Source organism: Streptomyces sp. NPDC096310, assembly GCF_044763125.1.
Taxonomy (GTDB): domain Bacteria; phylum Actinomycetota; class Actinomycetes; order Streptomycetales; family Streptomycetaceae; genus Streptomyces.
The window spans coordinates 161,190-176,963 of record NZ_JBIWFO010000011.1; the positions used below are offsets into that span (position 1 = coordinate 161,190).

The window sequence follows — 15,774 nt, forward strand, 5'->3', positions numbered from 1 at the left end:
GGTATGCCCTTACTGGAAGTTAGCCCGGCTCCTAGCGTGAGAGCCACAGAAGACATCTGACAAGGGAGCTGAAGATGATCGTGGTGACCGGGGCCACCGGCAATATCGGCCGGCCGTTGACGCAGGCACTGACCGAAGCGGGCCAGCAGGTGACGACAGTGTCACGGCACACGGCAGCGGTGCCCAACGGCGCCCGCCACGTGGTGGCCGACCTGGCCAAGCCGGTCAGCCTCTCGCCCGCGCTGGCCGGAGCGAAGGCGCTGTTCCTGCTGCTGTCCGGCGACCTGCACGCCACAGGCGCCAACCCTGCCGACATCATTGGCGAAGCTGCGGCCGGCGGGGTCCGCCGGGTCGTCCTGCTCTCCACACTGGGCGTGGTGACGAGGCCCAGCGGCCCCACGCGGATCGCGATGCGCGCACTGGAGGACACCTTGCGGGAGTCCGGTCTGCAGTGGACCATCCTGCGGCCGGGTGGCTTCGCCTCCAATGCCCTGTGGTGGGCCGAGTCCGTCCGCACGCAACAGGTCGTCGCCGCGCCCTTCGGCGACGTCGGGGTACCGATCATCGACCCGGCGGACATCGCCGCGGTCGCGGCAGCCTGCCTGCTGGACGACCGGCACACCGGCGGCGTCTACGAGCTGACCGGCCCACAGGTGGTCACTCCGCGCCGGCAGGCCGAGGCCATCGCCGCCGCCCTGGGCTCGCCGGTGAGATTCCACGAGCTCACCCGCGACGAGGCCAAGGCCGCCATGACCCAGGGCATGCCGGCGGAGCTCGCCGACGACACCCTGGACATTCTCGGCTCCCCGAGCCCGGCCGAACTGCGTGTCAGCCCGGACGTCGAGCGGGTCCTCGGCCGAGCCCCACGCCCCTTCGCCGACTGGGCCGCCCGCAACGTCGCCGCGTTCCGCTGAGACGGCGGCTCCATAGGCGAGTTCCGACTCCAGTGGCACTCGCCGAACAATGGTGTCGGCGAGAGTCGCTCCACCTCCGCGGAGGACGCGATCGGCGTCGGCGAACTGGGACGTGGTGCTGCACTTGCCCTTCGACTCAGCGGCCGGGCTCGACACCGAAACGCTGTACACCGAAGGACAGGTAGCGATCCTGCCGGCCTCCCACTCGCTCGCCCGCCGCCCCCAAGTCCGGATGGCCGACGTCACCACACTGCCGGAGCTCCCGATGGCCCGCTGGCCCGGTCCCGGCGGCAGCTACCCAGAAGGACCGGGCGCAGAGGTACACAACCTGACACAGCTCTTCCAGCTGATCGCGCTCGGCCGTACCACCGTGGCTATTCCCGAGTCAGCCGGCGCGGGCTTGCGCCAGGACCTCTCCGCCGTGCCGATCCTGGACGCTCCGTCCGTGACAACGGTGATCGCCTGGCCGCCGCACAGCCGCCTTCGTACGGTCGCTGACCTGATTCGCGTCGCAACCCGTCTTTGAACCCGGATCAGGAGGGCGGCCACCGGCGACGACCCCGATCAACACAGCACTGTCACGACTCGTTCTCACTCAAAAGTGCAACCGGGCGTGTTCCGGGCAATGGTTGTGACAGCGTTCGGGGTCATGACGGGCCCTCAAACCGCCCTCGTGCCCGACGCCGACGACGTCGAGCGGTACCCCTGCCCCGGCTCGCGAAGCTCCTGAGCGTCCCGACACCCGCTGACCGCGGCCCGGGGCAGCCGTGGCGGCCGGGCACTCCCGTCCCCGCGCCGGGCACTCCCGTCCGCGCGCCGGTCGCCCCGGACACGCCGACCGCGGACACCCGCATCGGGTACGCGCGCTGCTCCAGCCTGACCCAGGAGCTCCAGTCGCGACCGGACGCGCTTGCCGCCAAGAACATCCACCGGGACGAGATCTTCTCCGAGGAGATCAGCACTCGGGCGCCGGCCGAGCACGAGAAGAGCCAGGCATACCCGGAGGCCATCGAAACGGCACACTCCGATCAGGAGCTTCCGCCACCTCCGCAGCTACTGCCACCCCCTCCGCCGCAGCTACTGCCGCCTCCGCAACCGCCGCCGCCCCCACCGGATCCGGAGTCACCGCTTCCGCCCCCGCAGGAGCCGGCGCCGCAGCCCGACCCGGATCCGCCGCACCCCGCCCCCGAACCGGGCTGCGCGCCGGAGCACCACCCCACGGTCCCGGCGGCCGTCTGCGGCGCGGGCGAGAAGTCCCGTCCGGGGCGCATCCCCGCCGCCGTACGCAACTGCTGCCGCAGCAGCGGGTCGGGCACCCCCGCCAGGCCACGCGCCGCGACCTGCCCGGCGACGGACGACGGGGCGGACGCCTGCCCGGCGAGGAAGGCGCGCAGAGCCCGCCGCCCGCCCTTTGTGACCCGGCGGCCCGCGACGGAGACACAGACGCGGCCGACGACGGCGCCGGCGACCAAGGTGGGCAGAAGACCGAAGTTCTCGAAGCCGTCGCCCAGACCGTCGTCGTGGAAGGCCGACAGGAAGGCCACGGCGAACGTGACGGGCACGGCCAGCAGACACAGCACCGCCTGGAGAGTGCCCCACCGCTTCCACGGACGGGCCCGCTCGGGACGGACCAGCAGCCCGCGCGCGGCGAGCGCGTCGCCCACCCGCTGGACCTCCGGGCCGCGCATCACCGCCAGCCGCAGCCCGTGCAGCCCGCCGTGCGGCGCCGCCGCGTGCGCGTCGAGCACCGACCGCTCGACGGGGTCATGGGCGACCGGCCGGAGTACGGCGACGATCCCCGGGCCGCCGACCGAGATCCGGCCGTCCGCGTGCATCCCGGCGAGCGCGGCGTCCACCACCCGCCCGGGACCACCGCCGAGGAACGCGGCCTCCGCCCCGTCGTGGAGCGGGCCGGCGCCGTCCGCGCCCCGGCCGCGCGAACCGGCCACCCCGGCGATCAGCGTCACGGACGAGGCGACCACCGCGAGATGCGCCGCCAGTACGGGAAGAGAGGCCATCGCCCGTCACCCCCTGACCAGCGCGGCACGGGCCGCCCGCACGAGCCGTACCGCCCGGCGCGGCGGGCGCGCCCCCGCACGCTCCTGCCACCACTGGGTCAGCCGCCGCCGGGCCGCGGGGTCCTCGGGGCGCCCCTCGATCAGCAGGGCCTCGACGAAGTCCAGCGCGTCCCTGCGGTATCCGGCGCGCATCGGCCGGTGCGCGGCGTACGCGAGGAACGCGGGGCGGAAACCGGCGCCGAGGATCCCGGGCAGCTCGGGCGCCACCTTGGCGACGACACCGGCGCGCTTGGCGGCGAGGGCCCGGCTCTGCACGCCGAGACGGCGCGGATCGAACCCTTCCGGTACGGGGGTGCCCGCGACCAGCGCCGAGAGCAGCGCGGTCTCGGCGAGCGCCAGCCGCTCCCGGGCCGCGTCGGACGCGTCGGTGGCATCGGTGGCATCGGTGGTCTCGGTGCCGTCGGTGTGTTCCTCCGCCGCGCTCGGGGCCGCCCGTACGGAAACGGCCGTGGAGGCCGGGGCCCGCACCGTTCCCGTCCCCGCGGTCTCCAGCGTCTCGCGTATCAGGGCCAGTTCGCCCGCCAGCTCCGCCGCGGGCGGGAAGTCGTCGTCCCGCTCCAGCAGGACACCCGGCGGCGCCACCCGGGAGCGCAGCTCCGCGAGGATGTCCAGGACGGGCCGGGTCACCGGGTGGGCGTGGGTGTCGTGCCAGACGCCGTCGCGCTCGATCCCGCCCGCGACATGGACGTACGCGATGGCCTCGACCGGCAGTTCGTCCAGCGCCTTGGCCGGGTCCTCGCCTCGGTTCACCTGGTTGGTGTGGAGATTGGCGACATCGATCAGCAGCCGGACCCCGGTGCGCTCGACCAGCTCGGCGAGGAAGCGCCCCTCGCTCATCTCCTCGTCCGGCCAGCAGATCAGAGCGGCGATGTTCTCCACGGCGAGCGGCACGGGCAGCGCGTCCTGGGCGATCCGTACGTTCTCGCAGAGCACGCGCAGCGCGTCACGGGTGCGCGGTACCGGCAGCAGATGACCCGCTTCGAGCACCGGGGACGCGGTGCGCGGACCCCCGGCCCGTACGAACGCGATGTGCTCGGTGACCAGAGGGGAGCCAAGGGCCTCGGCGCGCTCCGCGAGATCCGCCAGCCGCCCCGGATCGGGCCGGTCGGCGCCGCCGAGTCCCAGCGAGACGCCGTGCGGCACGACGGTGACGCCGCGCTCGCGCAGCCGTACCAGCGACGCGGGGAGATGGCCAGGGCACAGGTTCTCCGCGACGGCCTCGACCCAGTCGACCCCGGGCAGCGCCTCCACCGTGCCGGCGATCTCCGGACGCCAGCCGATGCCGGTGCCCAGGTGTGGTGTGTTGTTCATGGTCTCCCCCTGTCGCGGACTCCTCCGTGCGCGTTCCCGCTCGCGGCTGTGAGGGTCATGGCCCCGGGAACGCCTCGGGAATCCTGGACGGAGGACGTTCAGAGGTTGATTTGAGGTTCCCTGCGCTCAGTCCTTGTCTCCAGTCCCTGCCCCCAGCCCCTCCCCCGGAACGACGCGGAACGGCGCCTTCCCCGTGAACGTGCGGGGGAGACACCGTGCCGCGTGAGTGAGGGGCTGCCCGGAATCAGCTCGCGCCCGGGTCCGGCCGGTTGGTGTTGATCGAGGTCGGGGCGCCCGGCCCGGTGGAGGGCTCGGAGGTCACCGTCTGGTTCCCGTTCGGCTCCACCGGATCGGCGGCCGGGGGCAGGTTGCCGTTCGGCGGCGGCGGGCCGGTCGGGCTGGCGGTCACGGTGCCGGCGGCCTCGTTGGCGATCGAGTCGAAGTCGACCATGCCGGTGGCCTCCAGCATGGTGATGTGGTCGAGGACGGTGAGGTTGGCGTCGCTGGCGAGCTGGCGGATCAGGGTGTTCCTGGTGGTGTGCCGCACCTGCGCGATCAGGGAGAAGACCTTGCCGTGGGCGTTGCGCAGCAGGTTGGCGAACTTCTGCTCGTACTCCTGGCCGGTGGCCGCCGACAGCTCCCTGAGCCAGCCCTGCTGCTGCTCGTTGGGCTGGTTCGGCAGCTCGACGCCGAGCTTCGCCGCCACGTCACGGGACCGCTTGTCGAGGTCCGTGTGACCCACGACGAGGTGGTCACCACACTCCTTGATCGCCTTGGTCGGCGCGCGTTCGAGGGCCTGCTGCCCGGCGGGCAGCTCCCACAGCCCCGCAAGCCTCACCTTGACAAGGAAGTCACGGTCGGTGGCGGTCAGCGGGCCCCACTGGGTGGAGACGGCCGCCGCGTTGAGATTGGCCTGCCCGGTCCCGGAACGGTCGGCGTACGACCACACGGGGAAGGCCAATGCGGCCACTGTGGCGACCAATGCCGCGATGATGAGCGCCGAACCGTTGATACGTCGCAACAATGTGCTGCCTCCCGAACCGAAAACTGACACCGCTGAATCAACCGCTGAGAGCGCGGCAGTTCAACCCGCGTGGCGGTATGGAGGAATACGCACGGCGGACCGGATGTGTTCAACGGCGCAGCGACGGATGGTCGGCGACCACCGTGCACGATCCCGCGGCGATCTCCGTGAACCCCGCGTCGCGGACCACCGGCAGCCCGGCGGCGATGAGTTCACGCCAGCGCGCGGCGTCGGGGGTACGGACGGAGAGCGGGAAGCCGGCGTTGCGCCAGGCCGCGCGGTCCGTCTCCGACAGCTCCCACCAGGCGAGTTGGGCGCCGTGTCCGGCCTGCGCCATCGCCTTGCCCGCCGACATGGCGAGATCGGGGCTCAGCCACAGCACGGGGTGCGCCGGGTCGGCCGGGGGCGGCGGCGCGGGGTCGTCCAGGTCGGTGCCGGAGACCTGGAGCTTGGCAAGCTCCTTGGGCCAGCCGTCGAGCGGGACGGGCGGGAAGACCCGTACCTCGGCGACGGACGACGACGCGGCGGCCTCGGGGGCTTCCGCGGCGGCCTCCTCGGCGGGTGAGGTCGCATCCGTGGCCGGCGCCTCGGGCACCTTCGGCAGCAGCGGGCCGCGGCCCGTCACCGTGATCCCGGGGAGCGCGCAGGCACGGCGCCACTCCGCGCCGCGCGCCCGCCGTACCACCTTGCGGATCCGGGCGTCCTGCCAGTCCCGTACCGCACGGGCCCACTCGCCCTCGTACGCGCCCTCGCCCAGGGCCCGTTCGTCCGCGAGCAGGGTGAGCACCGCACGGGCCGCCGTCTCCAGCGCGTCGGTACGGGCCGGCGGCGCGGCCTTCTCGATCCGGACCACCAGCGGCAGTACGTACTGCGGGGCCTCGTCACGGGCGGCCGGCTCGTGCCGGAAGGGGCTGTCCACCGGGGCGTTCTCGTTGCTCTCGCTGCTCACGGGCCCAGTCTGCCAGCCGCCGCGCCCCGGCCCGCCCCCGGATTTCTTGGCCGAACCTTTCTTGGCGGAACGTACCGGTCCGGGCGACGATGCACGGCATGAAGAGCGACCTTTTCTCCACGGAACACATGGCACAGCCGGCCACCGCGCCCGGGATGACCCTCCAGAACTCCAAGTCGATCAAGTACGCCGTCAACGGCGAGATGTTCGCGCGGCAGGGGGCGATGGTCGCCTACCGCGGCTCGCTGGAGTTCGAACGCAAGGGGCAGGGCCTCGGCGGGCTCCTCAAGCGCGCGGTCACCGGTGAGGGGCTGCCGCTGATGACGGTGAAGGGCCAGGGCGAGGTGTGGCTCGCCCAGGAGGCGGCCCACTGCTTCATCGTCGATGTGGAGCAGGGCGACGCGCTCACCATCAACGGCCGTAACGTGCTCTGCTTCGATCCGACGCTCAGCTACGAGATCAAGACGGTGAAGGGCGCGGGGATGACCGGCGGCGGTCTCTTCAACAGTGTCTTCACCGGATACGGCAGGCTCGGTGTCATCTGCGAGGGCGATCCCATAGTGATTCCCGTCACGGCGCAGGCGCCGGTGTATGTCGACACGGATGCCGTCGTCGGCTGGAGCGCACAACTCGGTACATCCCTGCATCGCTCCCAGTCCGTGGGCTCGATGATCCGCGGCGGATCCGGCGAGGCCGTCCAACTGATGCTCCAGGGTGAGGGGTTCGTGATCGTACGGCCGAGCGAGGCGACTCCTCAGAAGCCCACCGCGCACTGACGCGAGCTGAGATCATGCCCGGATGAACCTCCAAGGTGTGGGCCGCCGTTACGGCCTCCGCGGGCCCTGGGTGCTGCGCGGGGTCGATCTCGATCTCCCCGCGGGCTCCCTGGTCCGGGTCGAGGGCGCGAACGGCAGTGGGAAATCGACCCTGTTGAGGCTGATCGCCGGTATCGACGCGCCGACCGAGGGACGCGTCGACGGCCGTCCCCGCACGGCGCTCGTTCCCGAGCGCTTTCCCGTCTCGCTCCCCTTCACGGCCGCCGGTTATCTGATGCACCTCGGCCGGATCCACGGGCTGCGGCGCGATGTCGCGGCGGCCCGCGCCGTCGAGTGGCTGGAGCGGTTCGGGGCGCGGGACCACGCCCGTACGCCGATGGCCGAGCTGTCCAAGGGCACCAGCCAGAAGGTGGCCGTCGCGCAGGCGCTGCTGGCCGAGCCCGAGCTGCTGGTCCTCGACGAGGCGTGGACGGGACTGGACACGGCGGTCCGCGGGGAGCTGGACCTGGCGGTCGCCGAGCGCGTCGCCGCGGGCGGCACGGTCGTCTTCGTCGACCACGACCCTCGGCGGCTGGCCGGGGCGTCCGACGCGCTGTACGGGGTGGTGGACGGCGCCCTGGTGCCCCGTACCGAGAGCGCGCTCCCCGCCGACGGCCCGGACGGGGAGCCCGGCGTGGTGGTGCGGATCCTCGCAGAGGGGCCACCGGACGGCGACGTACTCGACGACGAGGCGGCGGCCGGACTGCCAGGGGCTCCGGTGTACGACACGGCCGCCGAGGACGGCTCCGTGCTGCTGACGGTGTCGGCGGAGCACTCCGACGCGCTGCTGCGGGCGCTGCTCACCGCCGGCCCGCCCTGGCACATCAGGGAGGTGGGAGAGGCCGCCGAGGCGGTCCGGCCCGCCCGGTCCGGTTCCGCCGTCACGGAGAAGGAGCGCCTCTCCTCATGACCGCACTGCTCAGCTATCAGATCGCCCTGCTGCTGCGCTCGCAGCGCTGGCTGCCGCCGCTCCTGCTGTACGGGATCTTCCTCATCGTCGGGGTGCAGGCGGGGCAGCCGATCCTGGACTCGCTCGGATACGCGGCGGCGGCCCTGCTGCCCGTCACCGCCTGGCTGGTGCGGATCTGTGTCACCCAGGAACCGGCGGCCTCCCGCGCCGTCGTCGGCGCGGCGGGCGGGGCGCGCCGGGCGCATCTCGCCACGCTGCTGGCCGCCGTGGCCGTCGCGGGTGCCATCGGTGCCGCGGGCACGCTGCTCGTCATCCTGATCAGCGAACCGAGGAACGCGGACTTCACGGTCGAGGTGGACGTGGTGTCCGCCGGTACGGCGGGGCTGCTCGCCGCGCTGGTCTGTCTGCTGGTCGGCGCGGCCGTCGGCGCGCTGTGCAACAGACCGCTGCTGCGGGCCCGGGGCTGGTCGATCGCCGCCACGACGGTGGTCTCGCTGGTCGCGCTGGTGATCGGAGGGTCCCCGGCGCGGTACGCGGTCACCGGCCTGGTGACCGGCTCGCTGACCGGCGAGGCCGCGCCGCCGGGGCCGGAGCTGGTGGCGGCCCTGCTGGTGGCGGGCGTGGCGGCGGCGGTGGCGTGCCTGTTCGGTCCCCGGCGGGACGGCTGAGCGGGCGACCGGGGCAGGGACCGGGACCGGATCCGGGGAGCGAGCGAACCCCAGTAGGCTCGGCCGTATGAGCGAGCGGACGAGTGGGCGGACGGCCGGGGAACCGGCGGTGACGGTGTACGCGGACTGCGTGCTGTGCGGGGAGCCGACCGAGCACCCGGAGACGGTCAGGGGCGCGACCCTCTGCCCGGTCTGCGAGTGGCAGGAGGCCCAGCGCACGGCCTGCTCGGGCTGACGTCCCCGTGGCCGTCCCTGCGACTGAACCACCCCCGTGGCCGAACCGTCCCTGCGGCTCAACCACCCTCTGGCTCGACCACCCCGTGGACGGCGCCGCCAGCCGGGCCTCCCGCCCCTCAGTGCGCCATCAGCTCCGACACCCGGACGAAGCGGTAGCCGCGCTCCCGCAGCTCCGGCACGATCCGGCGCACCGCGTCCTCCGTCACCGGCGCCGCGCTGCGCGTGCAGTGCATCACCACCAGTGAGCCGGGCTTCACATCCGCCAGTACCTGGTCCGCGACGGCGTCCGGGTCGGTGGCGAAGGCGTCGCCGCTGACGACGTCCCACTGCACGGCGGTCACCTTCTCCGGGGCGAGCGCGCGCAGCGATGCCTTGTCGTAACACCCGCCGGGGAAGCGGAAGTACGGCACCACATTGCGCGCCCCCGCGTTACGGAACGCCGTGAAGGCCCGCCGGACGTCGTCGGCCATCCGCTCCTTGCCGATGACCGGCAGCCCGTAGCAGTCGGCGGTGAAGGCGTAGTGGCTGTACGAGTGGTTGGCGATCTCGAAGAGCGGGTCCGTGCCGATCGACTTCGCCTGGGTCGGGTACTCCTCGGCCCAGCGCCCCGTCATGAACACGGTCGAGGGCACTTCGAGCCGGCGTAGCAGCGCGATCAGCGACGGGTTGTCGAAGCGCTCGCCGCGCGCGGCCCGCGGTCCCTGGTCGGCCGTCATGTCGGCGTCGAAGGTGAGGGCCACCGTCTTCCCGGCGGCGGGGGCGCCGCGCTGGAAGACCGGCGTCAGGCCGTCGGGCCCCGGGACCATGGTGGGCGGCCCCTTGGCCGTGGCGGGGCCGGGCGTCGCGGTGGGCGGGCGGGCGGAGACGGCGGAGGCGGGCCCGGCGGCGGCGCGGCCGGCGCCCGCGCACCCGGACAGGGCGGCGCCGAGCAGGCCGAGTACCCCGAGGGCGCCGACGGCGGTGAGCGTGCGTACATATCTGGTCACACGCGGAAAATATATGATGATCTACCTGGAATCGGTGTACGGCACTCGCACACACCGAAGTCGCGTGTCAGGTCAGGAGGCGGGGACCCGATCGGCCCCGCGGGCTCGGCCCGGCGGGTCCATCGCCAGCAGCCGTCCGCGGCTCTCCTCGACATCGAAGTCGCCCGCCGGATACACCGGGGCCAGCGCGTCCAGGTGTTCGAGCAGCAGAGTACTGATCGCCCAGTTGCGGTACCACTTGCGGTCCGACGGGACGACGAACCAGGGCGCGGCCTCCGTGGAGCAGCGCCGCAGCGCCAGCTCGTACGCCTCCTGGTAGGCGGGCCACAGCGCCCGGTCCGCGATGTCGGACGGCTGGAACTTCCAGTGCTTGTCCGGGTTGTCCAGCCGGGCCAGGAGCCGGTCGCGCTGCTCCTCGTAGCCGATGTGGAGAAAGACCTTCACGATCGTCGTCCCGTTGTCCGCCAGCTCCCGTTCGAAGTGGTTGATCTGCTCGTACCGGTCGGCGAGGTTCCGGCGGGAGGCCAGCGCGCGGACGCGGGCGATCAGGACGTCCTCGTAGTGCGAACGGTCGAAGATACCGATCTCGCCGGGCTCGGGCAGCGCCCGCCGGATCCGCCAGAGGAACGGATGGCTCCGCTCCCGCGGCGTCGGTGTCTTGAACGCCCTGATCCGGCAACCGGACGGGTTGAACAGCCCGATCACATGTTTGACCGTGCCGCCCTTGCCGCTGGTGTCCATGCCCTGGAGCACCAGCAGCAGGCGGCGCGTGTCGCCCGCGGTGGAGGAGGCGTACAGACGGTCCTGGAGACCGGCCAGGCGTTCGGCCAGCGCGCCCAGGGCCGCCCGGCCCGCCGCCTTGTCCGCCGGACCGCCCGGGGTCGCCCTCGTGTCGTACCCGGAGAGGTCGACCGCGGCGCCCCCGGGGACGCGCAGCAGCTCACGCAGACCCGGCTCCGGTCCGGGCCGAGCTCCCGGCTTCCCCCGCTTTCCCGGCTTCCTCGCTCCACCGGTCTTCCCGCCCTTCGCGGCCACCGCGCACCCCTTCCGCTCGGTCGGCCCCGCACCGAAGGGCCCTCACCCGAGGATGCGACGGACCGGCGCGCCCTGCGACCGCTGGCGCCGCCGCGGGGCGCGCCGTCCCGTACGCACCTGTCAGCGCCAGGGGCCCGTCACCGCGAACGTCGTCCCCGGCGTGTAGCAGTTCACGTACATCGTGGAGCCGCCCGGCGAGAACGTCACCCCGGCGAACTCGCCCCACTCCGGATCCTCCGGGGTGCCCACGTTGTTGGCCCCCCGGGCCATCGCGTACACCTCGCCCCGGCGCGTCACCCCGAACACGTGCTGCGCGCCCCCGCCGTCCTCGCACACCATCAGGCCGCCGCTCGGCGCCAGACAGATGTTGTCGGGGGACTCACCGGGCAACTGGATGTCCGTGTCCGGGCCGAAGACGATCACCAGCGTGAGCCGGCGCCGTCGCGGCTCGTACTTCCAGACCTGCCCGTAGTGGTCGCCCGCCGAGCCGTCCGCGCTGTGCGCGAAGCTGGACACGAAGTAGACGGCCCGGTCGCCCCAGTAACAGCCCTCCAGCTTCTGCGCGTGGGTGATGCCACCGGGGCCGAAGTCCTGGAAGCGGATCGGGGTCTCCCGCGCCAGCGGGTCCGGTACGGGGACCCACTCGATCCGGTCGAAGGCCGCGCCGGTCTCCATGACCGTGGACAGGTCGGGCACCCCCGGCACCCGCATGGCCTCCAGCGTCCCGCCCGCGCGCAGCGAGCCTCTGCCGCCGCGCGGCTTCTCGGGGAGGAAGCGGTAGAAGAGCCCGAACGGTTTCTCGAACGCGTCCTCCGTCTCGTACACGACGCCGGTGCCGGGGTCGATCGCGACCGCCTCGTGCTGGAAGCGGCCCATGGCGGTCAGCGGCACGGCTCCGGTACGGCGTGGATCCGCGCCGTCGACCTCGAAGACGAAGCCGTGGTCCTTGGTGTAGCCGTTGGTGCCCGCGCGGTCCTCGGTCTCCTCGCAGGTGAGCCAGGTGCCCCAGGGGGTGGGCCCGCCCGCGCAGTTGACGGCGGTGCCGGCGATGGCGACCCGTTCGCCGAGGACGTTGTCGCGCCCGTCGAGTTCGAGCGCCGTACAGCCGCCCTTTCCCGCCGGGTCGTAGGTGAGACCGTCGACGGTCGGTACGCCGATCCGCGCCGTGACGCGGTTCTCGTGGTTGCGTACGAGATGGACCCGGCCACGTGGGCCCGCGAAGGCGGCCATTCCGTCGTGGTTGCTCGGCACCCGGCCCTCGCCGGAGCGGAGCGGGTCGCCCTCCCGGGAGAGGACCTTGTAGCGGAAGCCCCTGGGCAGGTCGAGCAGGCCGTCCGGGTCGGGGACCAGGGGGCCGTAACCACCCAGGCCCGTGGTCTGCGCCGCGGCCGTACCGGTGAACAGCTCCGATACGGCTCCGGAGAAGACGATGCCCGCGGCGGTGGCACCGCCGCGGGCGAGGATCTGACGTCGTGTTGCGGACATGAGGCAACTCCCTGCTGGCGGACAGGAGACGTGACCCGCATGTGTGTATCACGTGCACATGGGACACGTGAACCATGCGGGTCACCGCGAGCCTCTGGTGTCGCGCGGGGCGCCGCTCGTCAACAACGGGATGACGCGAAGTCAATTCCGCACTGACGCCGGGTGAACACCGGATGGCGCCCGGTACGGTGCCGCCGTCAGGCGAGCGAGGCGCTCAGCGTGATGGTCGTCCCCGTCAGCGCCTGGCTGACCGGGCAGTTCGCCTTGGCGTCGGCGGCCGCGGCCTGGAAGGCGTCCGCGTCCAGACCCGGAACCTCGCCCACCACGGTGAGGTGGATGCCGGTGATGCCCTCACCCGGCTGGAAGGTGACATCGGCCTTGGTGGTCAGCTTGGTGGGCGGGGTGCCCGCACCGGTCAGACCGTGCGACAGGGCCATGGAGAAGCAGCTCGAATGGGCGGCCGCGATCAGCTCTTCCGGGCTGGTCTTCCCATTGGCCTGCTCGGCGCGCGAAGGCCAGGAGACGGGCTGCTCGGGGATGCCGGAGGAGTCGAAGGTGACGGTGCCCGAACCCTTGAGCAGTTCGCCTTCCCAGTCCGTGTGAGCGGTGCGAACGGTAGCCATGATGGTTCCTTCCGATGGTCAACGGCGGTGCGGGGCGGTCACGGGGGCCGACCGCCCCGGCACGGGGGTTTGCGGCCCCCAAAGCCCCCAACCTACTGGAACCTACGGAGTGACCAGCCCCTTCGCGTCGCGCGCCAGCGCGGTGAGACGGGAGATCGCCCGGAAGTACTTCTTCCGATAGCCGCCGTTCAGCATCTCGTCGCTGAACAGCCGGTCGAACGGCACACCGGAGGCGAGCACCGGCACCTCCCGGTCGTACAGCCGGTCGGCGAGGACCACGAGCCGCAGCGCCGTCGACTGGTCGGGCACCGGGACCACATCCGTGAGACAGACGGCCCGCACCCCCTCCGTGAGCGCCCCGTACCGGCTGGGGTGGACCGAGGCGAGATGGTCGAGCAGCCCGGGGAAGTCGTCCAGGCTGGCGCCCTCGGTGGCGTACGCCGCCCGGGTCACGGCCTCGTCGGAGTACGGGGCGGGCGCCTCCGGCAGCCCCCGGTGACGGTAGTCCTCGCCGTCGATGCGCAGGGGCCGGAACTGGGCGGAGAGCCCCTGGATCTCCCGGAGGAAGTCGGCGGCGGCGAAGCGGCCCTCGCCGAGCTTGCCCGGCAGGGTGTTGGACGTCGCGGCCAGCGCCACACCCCGCTCGACCAGCCGGCCGAGCAGACTGGAGACGAGGACGGTGTCGCCCGGGTCGTCGAGTTCGAACTCGTCGATGCACAGGAGCCGGTGGCCGCCCAGCGTCTGCACGGTCTGCTGGAAGCCGAGCGCGCCGACGAGGTTCGTCAACTCCACGAACGTGCCGAACGCCTTCTGCTCGGGCGGCGCCGGGGTGGCGTGCCAGAGCGAGGCCAGCAGATGCGTCTTGCCGACGCCGTACCCGCCGTCCAGATAGACCCCGCGCGGCCCCGTGGGCGCCGGTGGCTTCCGTGCGAACCAGCGGCGCATCCCGCCACCGGAGCCCCCAGGACCCCCCGGGCCCGCGACGCGGTGCGCACCGCCCGGACCGGCGGCGAAGGCGTCCAGGACCGTGACGGCCTCGGACTGGCTCGGCTGGTTCGGGTCGGGTACGTACGTGTCGAAACGTACGGAGTCGAAGCGCGGCGGCGGCACCATCTCCGCGACCAGCCGGTCGGCGGGGACGCGCGGCCTGCGGGCGCAGAGGGAGAGAGGCGTCGCCTCGGCTGTCGAGGCGTGGCCGGAGGCGGTGGTGGAGGACGACACAACTCCTCACTCTATGCTCCGTGCCAGACTGCTGGACATGCGACGCCTGTTCCCTGTGACCGATCAGACAGCGCCCGGCACCCCCGCTGACCTCGCGCTCGGCGCCGAGGCAGGCGGGCGGGAGTGGAGCCTGGACGAGCTGGCCGACGCGTACGCCTACCCGGAGCACACACGGGGCGGGGGCCAGGAGGGCGGTGAGGTCTGGCTGCGCGCCAACATGGTCTCCACCCTGGACGGCGCCGCCCAGCACGACGGTCTGTCGCACGCCCTCTCCTCCGACGCCGACATGCGGATCTTCGGCACGCTGCGCGGCCTCGCCGACGCGGTGGTGGTGGGGGCGGAGACCGTTCGGCGGGAGGGGTACCGGCCGGCCCGTGCCCGGGAGGCGTTCGCCGCGCGGCGCGCCGCCGCCGGTCAGACGCCCGCCCCCGCGATCGCCGTCGTCACCATGAGCCTGGACCTGGACCTGTCGGCCCCGCTGTTCACCGCGCCCGGCGTCCCGACGCTCGTCCTGACCGGCACCGCCGCGCCCCTGGACCGGATCCGGGCCGCCGAGGAGGCGGGCGCGGTGGTGATCGTCGCGGGGGAGGGGGCCGCGGTGGACCCCGCCCGCGCCGTACGCGCCCTCGCGGAGCGCGGCCTCGTGCGGCTGCTCACCGAGGGCGGGCCGAAGCTGCTGGGCCAGTTCGTGGCCGCGGGCGTCCTGGACGAGCTGTGTCTGACGGTCTCCCCGACGCTCACCGCCGGGGACGCGCAGCGCATCGCGGGCGGCCCCGGGGCCGCCGTACCGGAGCGGTTCGCGCTGGCCTCCCTGCTGGAGCAGGACGGGTTCCTCTTCACCCGGTACCAGCGCGTCCGACAATGAGCGGAATTCACCGTTCCGGTTAGCTTCCGCTGGGCAGACTTATCCTCAGACCCCGTGCGGGCACGGGGAAGGATGGTTTCCGCAGCGGGTCAGGAGGGCCCGTGCACCAAGTGGCTCAATTGACTCAGTGGAACAGCTCAGTGGAACAGAAGGGCGCCTGTCGTGTTCACAAGCGTATTGATGATCGAGAAGCCCCTGACGCCGGAGGACGTGGAGTTCGTCACCACCCTCCACGGCGACGAGACGGTCTCCTTCGTGGTGCTCATGCAGCCCCGCGGCGACCAGGCGGACGTCCTGCTGCGCGCCATCGACGACGTCGCGGTCGGCGAGCTGCGGGACGCCGCGCGCGAGGGCGACCAGCCGGAGGGCACGGCCGCCAGACAGCCGGCCGAACTGGCACTCGAACACTCCCTGAGGGCCCTGCGCGGTGCGGGCTCCGAGGCGGTGGGCCAGGTGGTCGAGGAACACCCGCTGGACCTGCTCAAGACCGTCGTGGAGGAGTCCGCGGCCGACGAGGTGATCGTGCTGACCGAACCGCACTACGTGGAGGAGTTCTTCCACCGGGACTGGGCGTCCCGGGCCCGCCACAAGGTCGGCGTACCGGTGCTCAAACTCTTCGCCCACAGCGAATAGGCTGAATCGACGGCACCGGC

The 15,774-nt window shown here is 72.7% G+C and carries 16 protein-coding genes and 1 pseudogene; 8 read left to right on the top strand and 9 right to left on the bottom strand.

From position 1 onward, the window contains the following. Positions 1–74 precede the first annotated feature (74 nt). Both ACIQ7D_RS21875 and ACIQ7D_RS21880 read left to right on the top strand, forming a co-directional pair. Positions 75–914, top strand: coding sequence for an SDR family oxidoreductase (locus ACIQ7D_RS21875; protein WP_403939947.1), 840 nt, complete (start codon positions 75–77; stop codon positions 912–914). Positions 915–1,029: 115 nt separating this feature from the next. Next, positions 1,030–1,440, top strand: a pseudogene (locus ACIQ7D_RS21880) (LysR substrate-binding domain-containing protein); the annotation flags it as partial. Positions 1,441–1,942: 502 nt separating this feature from the next. Here the strand turns inward: ACIQ7D_RS21880 and ACIQ7D_RS21885 are convergent. The 4 genes from ACIQ7D_RS21885 to ACIQ7D_RS21900 all read right to left on the bottom strand — a co-directional run bounded on the left by ACIQ7D_RS21885 (position 1,943) and on the right by ACIQ7D_RS21900 (position 6,276). Beyond that, a complete protein-coding gene (locus tag ACIQ7D_RS21885; protein WP_403939948.1) occupies positions 1,943–2,932 on the bottom strand; it encodes a TIGR04222 domain-containing membrane protein in 990 nt (329 codons plus the stop codon). A gap of 6 nt (positions 2,933–2,938) precedes the next feature. Beyond that, positions 2,939–4,303: a DUF692 domain-containing protein gene (locus ACIQ7D_RS21890; protein WP_403939949.1), complete on the bottom strand. Its 1,365-nt coding sequence runs from the start codon at positions 4,301–4,303 to the stop codon at positions 2,939–2,941. Between the two features lie 244 nt (positions 4,304–4,547). Further along, positions 4,548–5,324, bottom strand: a complete 777-nt coding sequence (locus tag ACIQ7D_RS21895; protein ID WP_403939951.1) for a DUF4142 domain-containing protein — start codon at positions 5,322–5,324, stop codon at positions 4,548–4,550. A 112-nt stretch (positions 5,325–5,436) separates the two neighbouring features. Further along, on the bottom strand, positions 5,437–6,276 hold the full coding sequence (locus ACIQ7D_RS21900; protein WP_403939953.1) for a peptidyl-tRNA hydrolase: 840 nt from the start codon (positions 6,274–6,276) through the stop codon (positions 5,437–5,439). Between the two features lie 98 nt (positions 6,277–6,374). On the opposite strand from ACIQ7D_RS21900, the gene ACIQ7D_RS21905 reads away from it, so the two are divergent. The 4 genes from ACIQ7D_RS21905 (at position 6,375) to ACIQ7D_RS21920 (ending at position 8,904) form a co-directional block, all read left to right on the top strand. After that, entirely contained in the window at positions 6,375–7,052 is a 678-nt protein-coding gene (locus tag ACIQ7D_RS21905) for an AIM24 family protein (RefSeq protein ID WP_403939955.1), read from the top strand. A 22-nt stretch (positions 7,053–7,074) separates the two neighbouring features. Next, a complete protein-coding gene (locus ACIQ7D_RS21910) occupies positions 7,075–8,001 on the top strand; it encodes an ATP-binding cassette domain-containing protein (RefSeq protein WP_403939957.1) in 927 nt (308 codons plus the stop codon). Beyond that, positions 7,998–8,669, top strand: a complete 672-nt coding sequence (locus ACIQ7D_RS21915; protein ID WP_403939959.1) for an ABC transporter — start codon at positions 7,998–8,000, stop codon at positions 8,667–8,669. Before ACIQ7D_RS21910 ends, ACIQ7D_RS21915 begins: the two co-directional genes overlap by 4 nt. Positions 8,670–8,736: 67 nt before the next feature. Beyond that, the gene (locus ACIQ7D_RS21920) at positions 8,737–8,904 is read left to right on the top strand and encodes a hypothetical protein (protein WP_403939961.1); all 168 of its coding nucleotides are present in this window, start codon (positions 8,737–8,739) and stop codon (positions 8,902–8,904) included. Between the two features lie 118 nt (positions 8,905–9,022). On the opposite strand, the gene ACIQ7D_RS21925 is transcribed toward ACIQ7D_RS21920, so the two are convergent. The 5 genes from ACIQ7D_RS21925 to zapE all read right to left on the bottom strand — a co-directional run bounded on the left by ACIQ7D_RS21925 (position 9,023) and on the right by zapE (position 14,256). After that, a complete protein-coding gene (locus ACIQ7D_RS21925) occupies positions 9,023–9,892 on the bottom strand; it encodes a polysaccharide deacetylase family protein (RefSeq protein ID WP_403939964.1) in 870 nt (289 codons plus the stop codon). Positions 9,893–9,964: 72 nt separating this feature from the next. Beyond that, on the bottom strand, positions 9,965–10,927 hold the full coding sequence (locus tag ACIQ7D_RS21930; protein ID WP_403939966.1) for a PPK2 family polyphosphate kinase: 963 nt from the start codon (positions 10,925–10,927) through the stop codon (positions 9,965–9,967). A 120-nt stretch (positions 10,928–11,047) separates the two neighbouring features. After that, positions 11,048–12,412 carry an alkaline phosphatase PhoX gene (locus ACIQ7D_RS21935; protein ID WP_403939967.1) on the bottom strand — a complete coding sequence of 455 codons (1,365 nt, stop codon included), beginning with the start codon at positions 12,410–12,412 and terminating at the stop codon, positions 11,048–11,050. A gap of 197 nt (positions 12,413–12,609) precedes the next feature. Further along, entirely contained in the window at positions 12,610–13,035 is a 426-nt protein-coding gene (locus ACIQ7D_RS21940) for an OsmC family peroxiredoxin (RefSeq protein WP_403939969.1), read from the bottom strand. Positions 13,036–13,137: 102 nt separating this feature from the next. After that, positions 13,138–14,256 carry a cell division protein ZapE gene (gene zapE / locus ACIQ7D_RS21945; protein ID WP_403939971.1) on the bottom strand — a complete coding sequence of 373 codons (1,119 nt, stop codon included), beginning with the start codon at positions 14,254–14,256 and terminating at the stop codon, positions 13,138–13,140. Positions 14,257–14,293: 37 nt separating this feature from the next. Between zapE and ACIQ7D_RS21950 the strand changes: the two genes are divergently transcribed. Next, positions 14,294–15,121: a pyrimidine reductase family protein gene (locus tag ACIQ7D_RS21950; RefSeq protein WP_403939972.1), complete on the top strand. Its 828-nt coding sequence runs from the start codon at positions 14,294–14,296 to the stop codon at positions 15,119–15,121. A gap of 180 nt (positions 15,122–15,301) precedes the next feature. Further along, on the top strand, positions 15,302–15,754 hold the full coding sequence (locus ACIQ7D_RS21955; protein WP_403939974.1) for an indole-3-glycerol phosphate synthase: 453 nt from the start codon (positions 15,302–15,304) through the stop codon (positions 15,752–15,754). Positions 15,755–15,774: the final 20 nt, after the last annotated feature.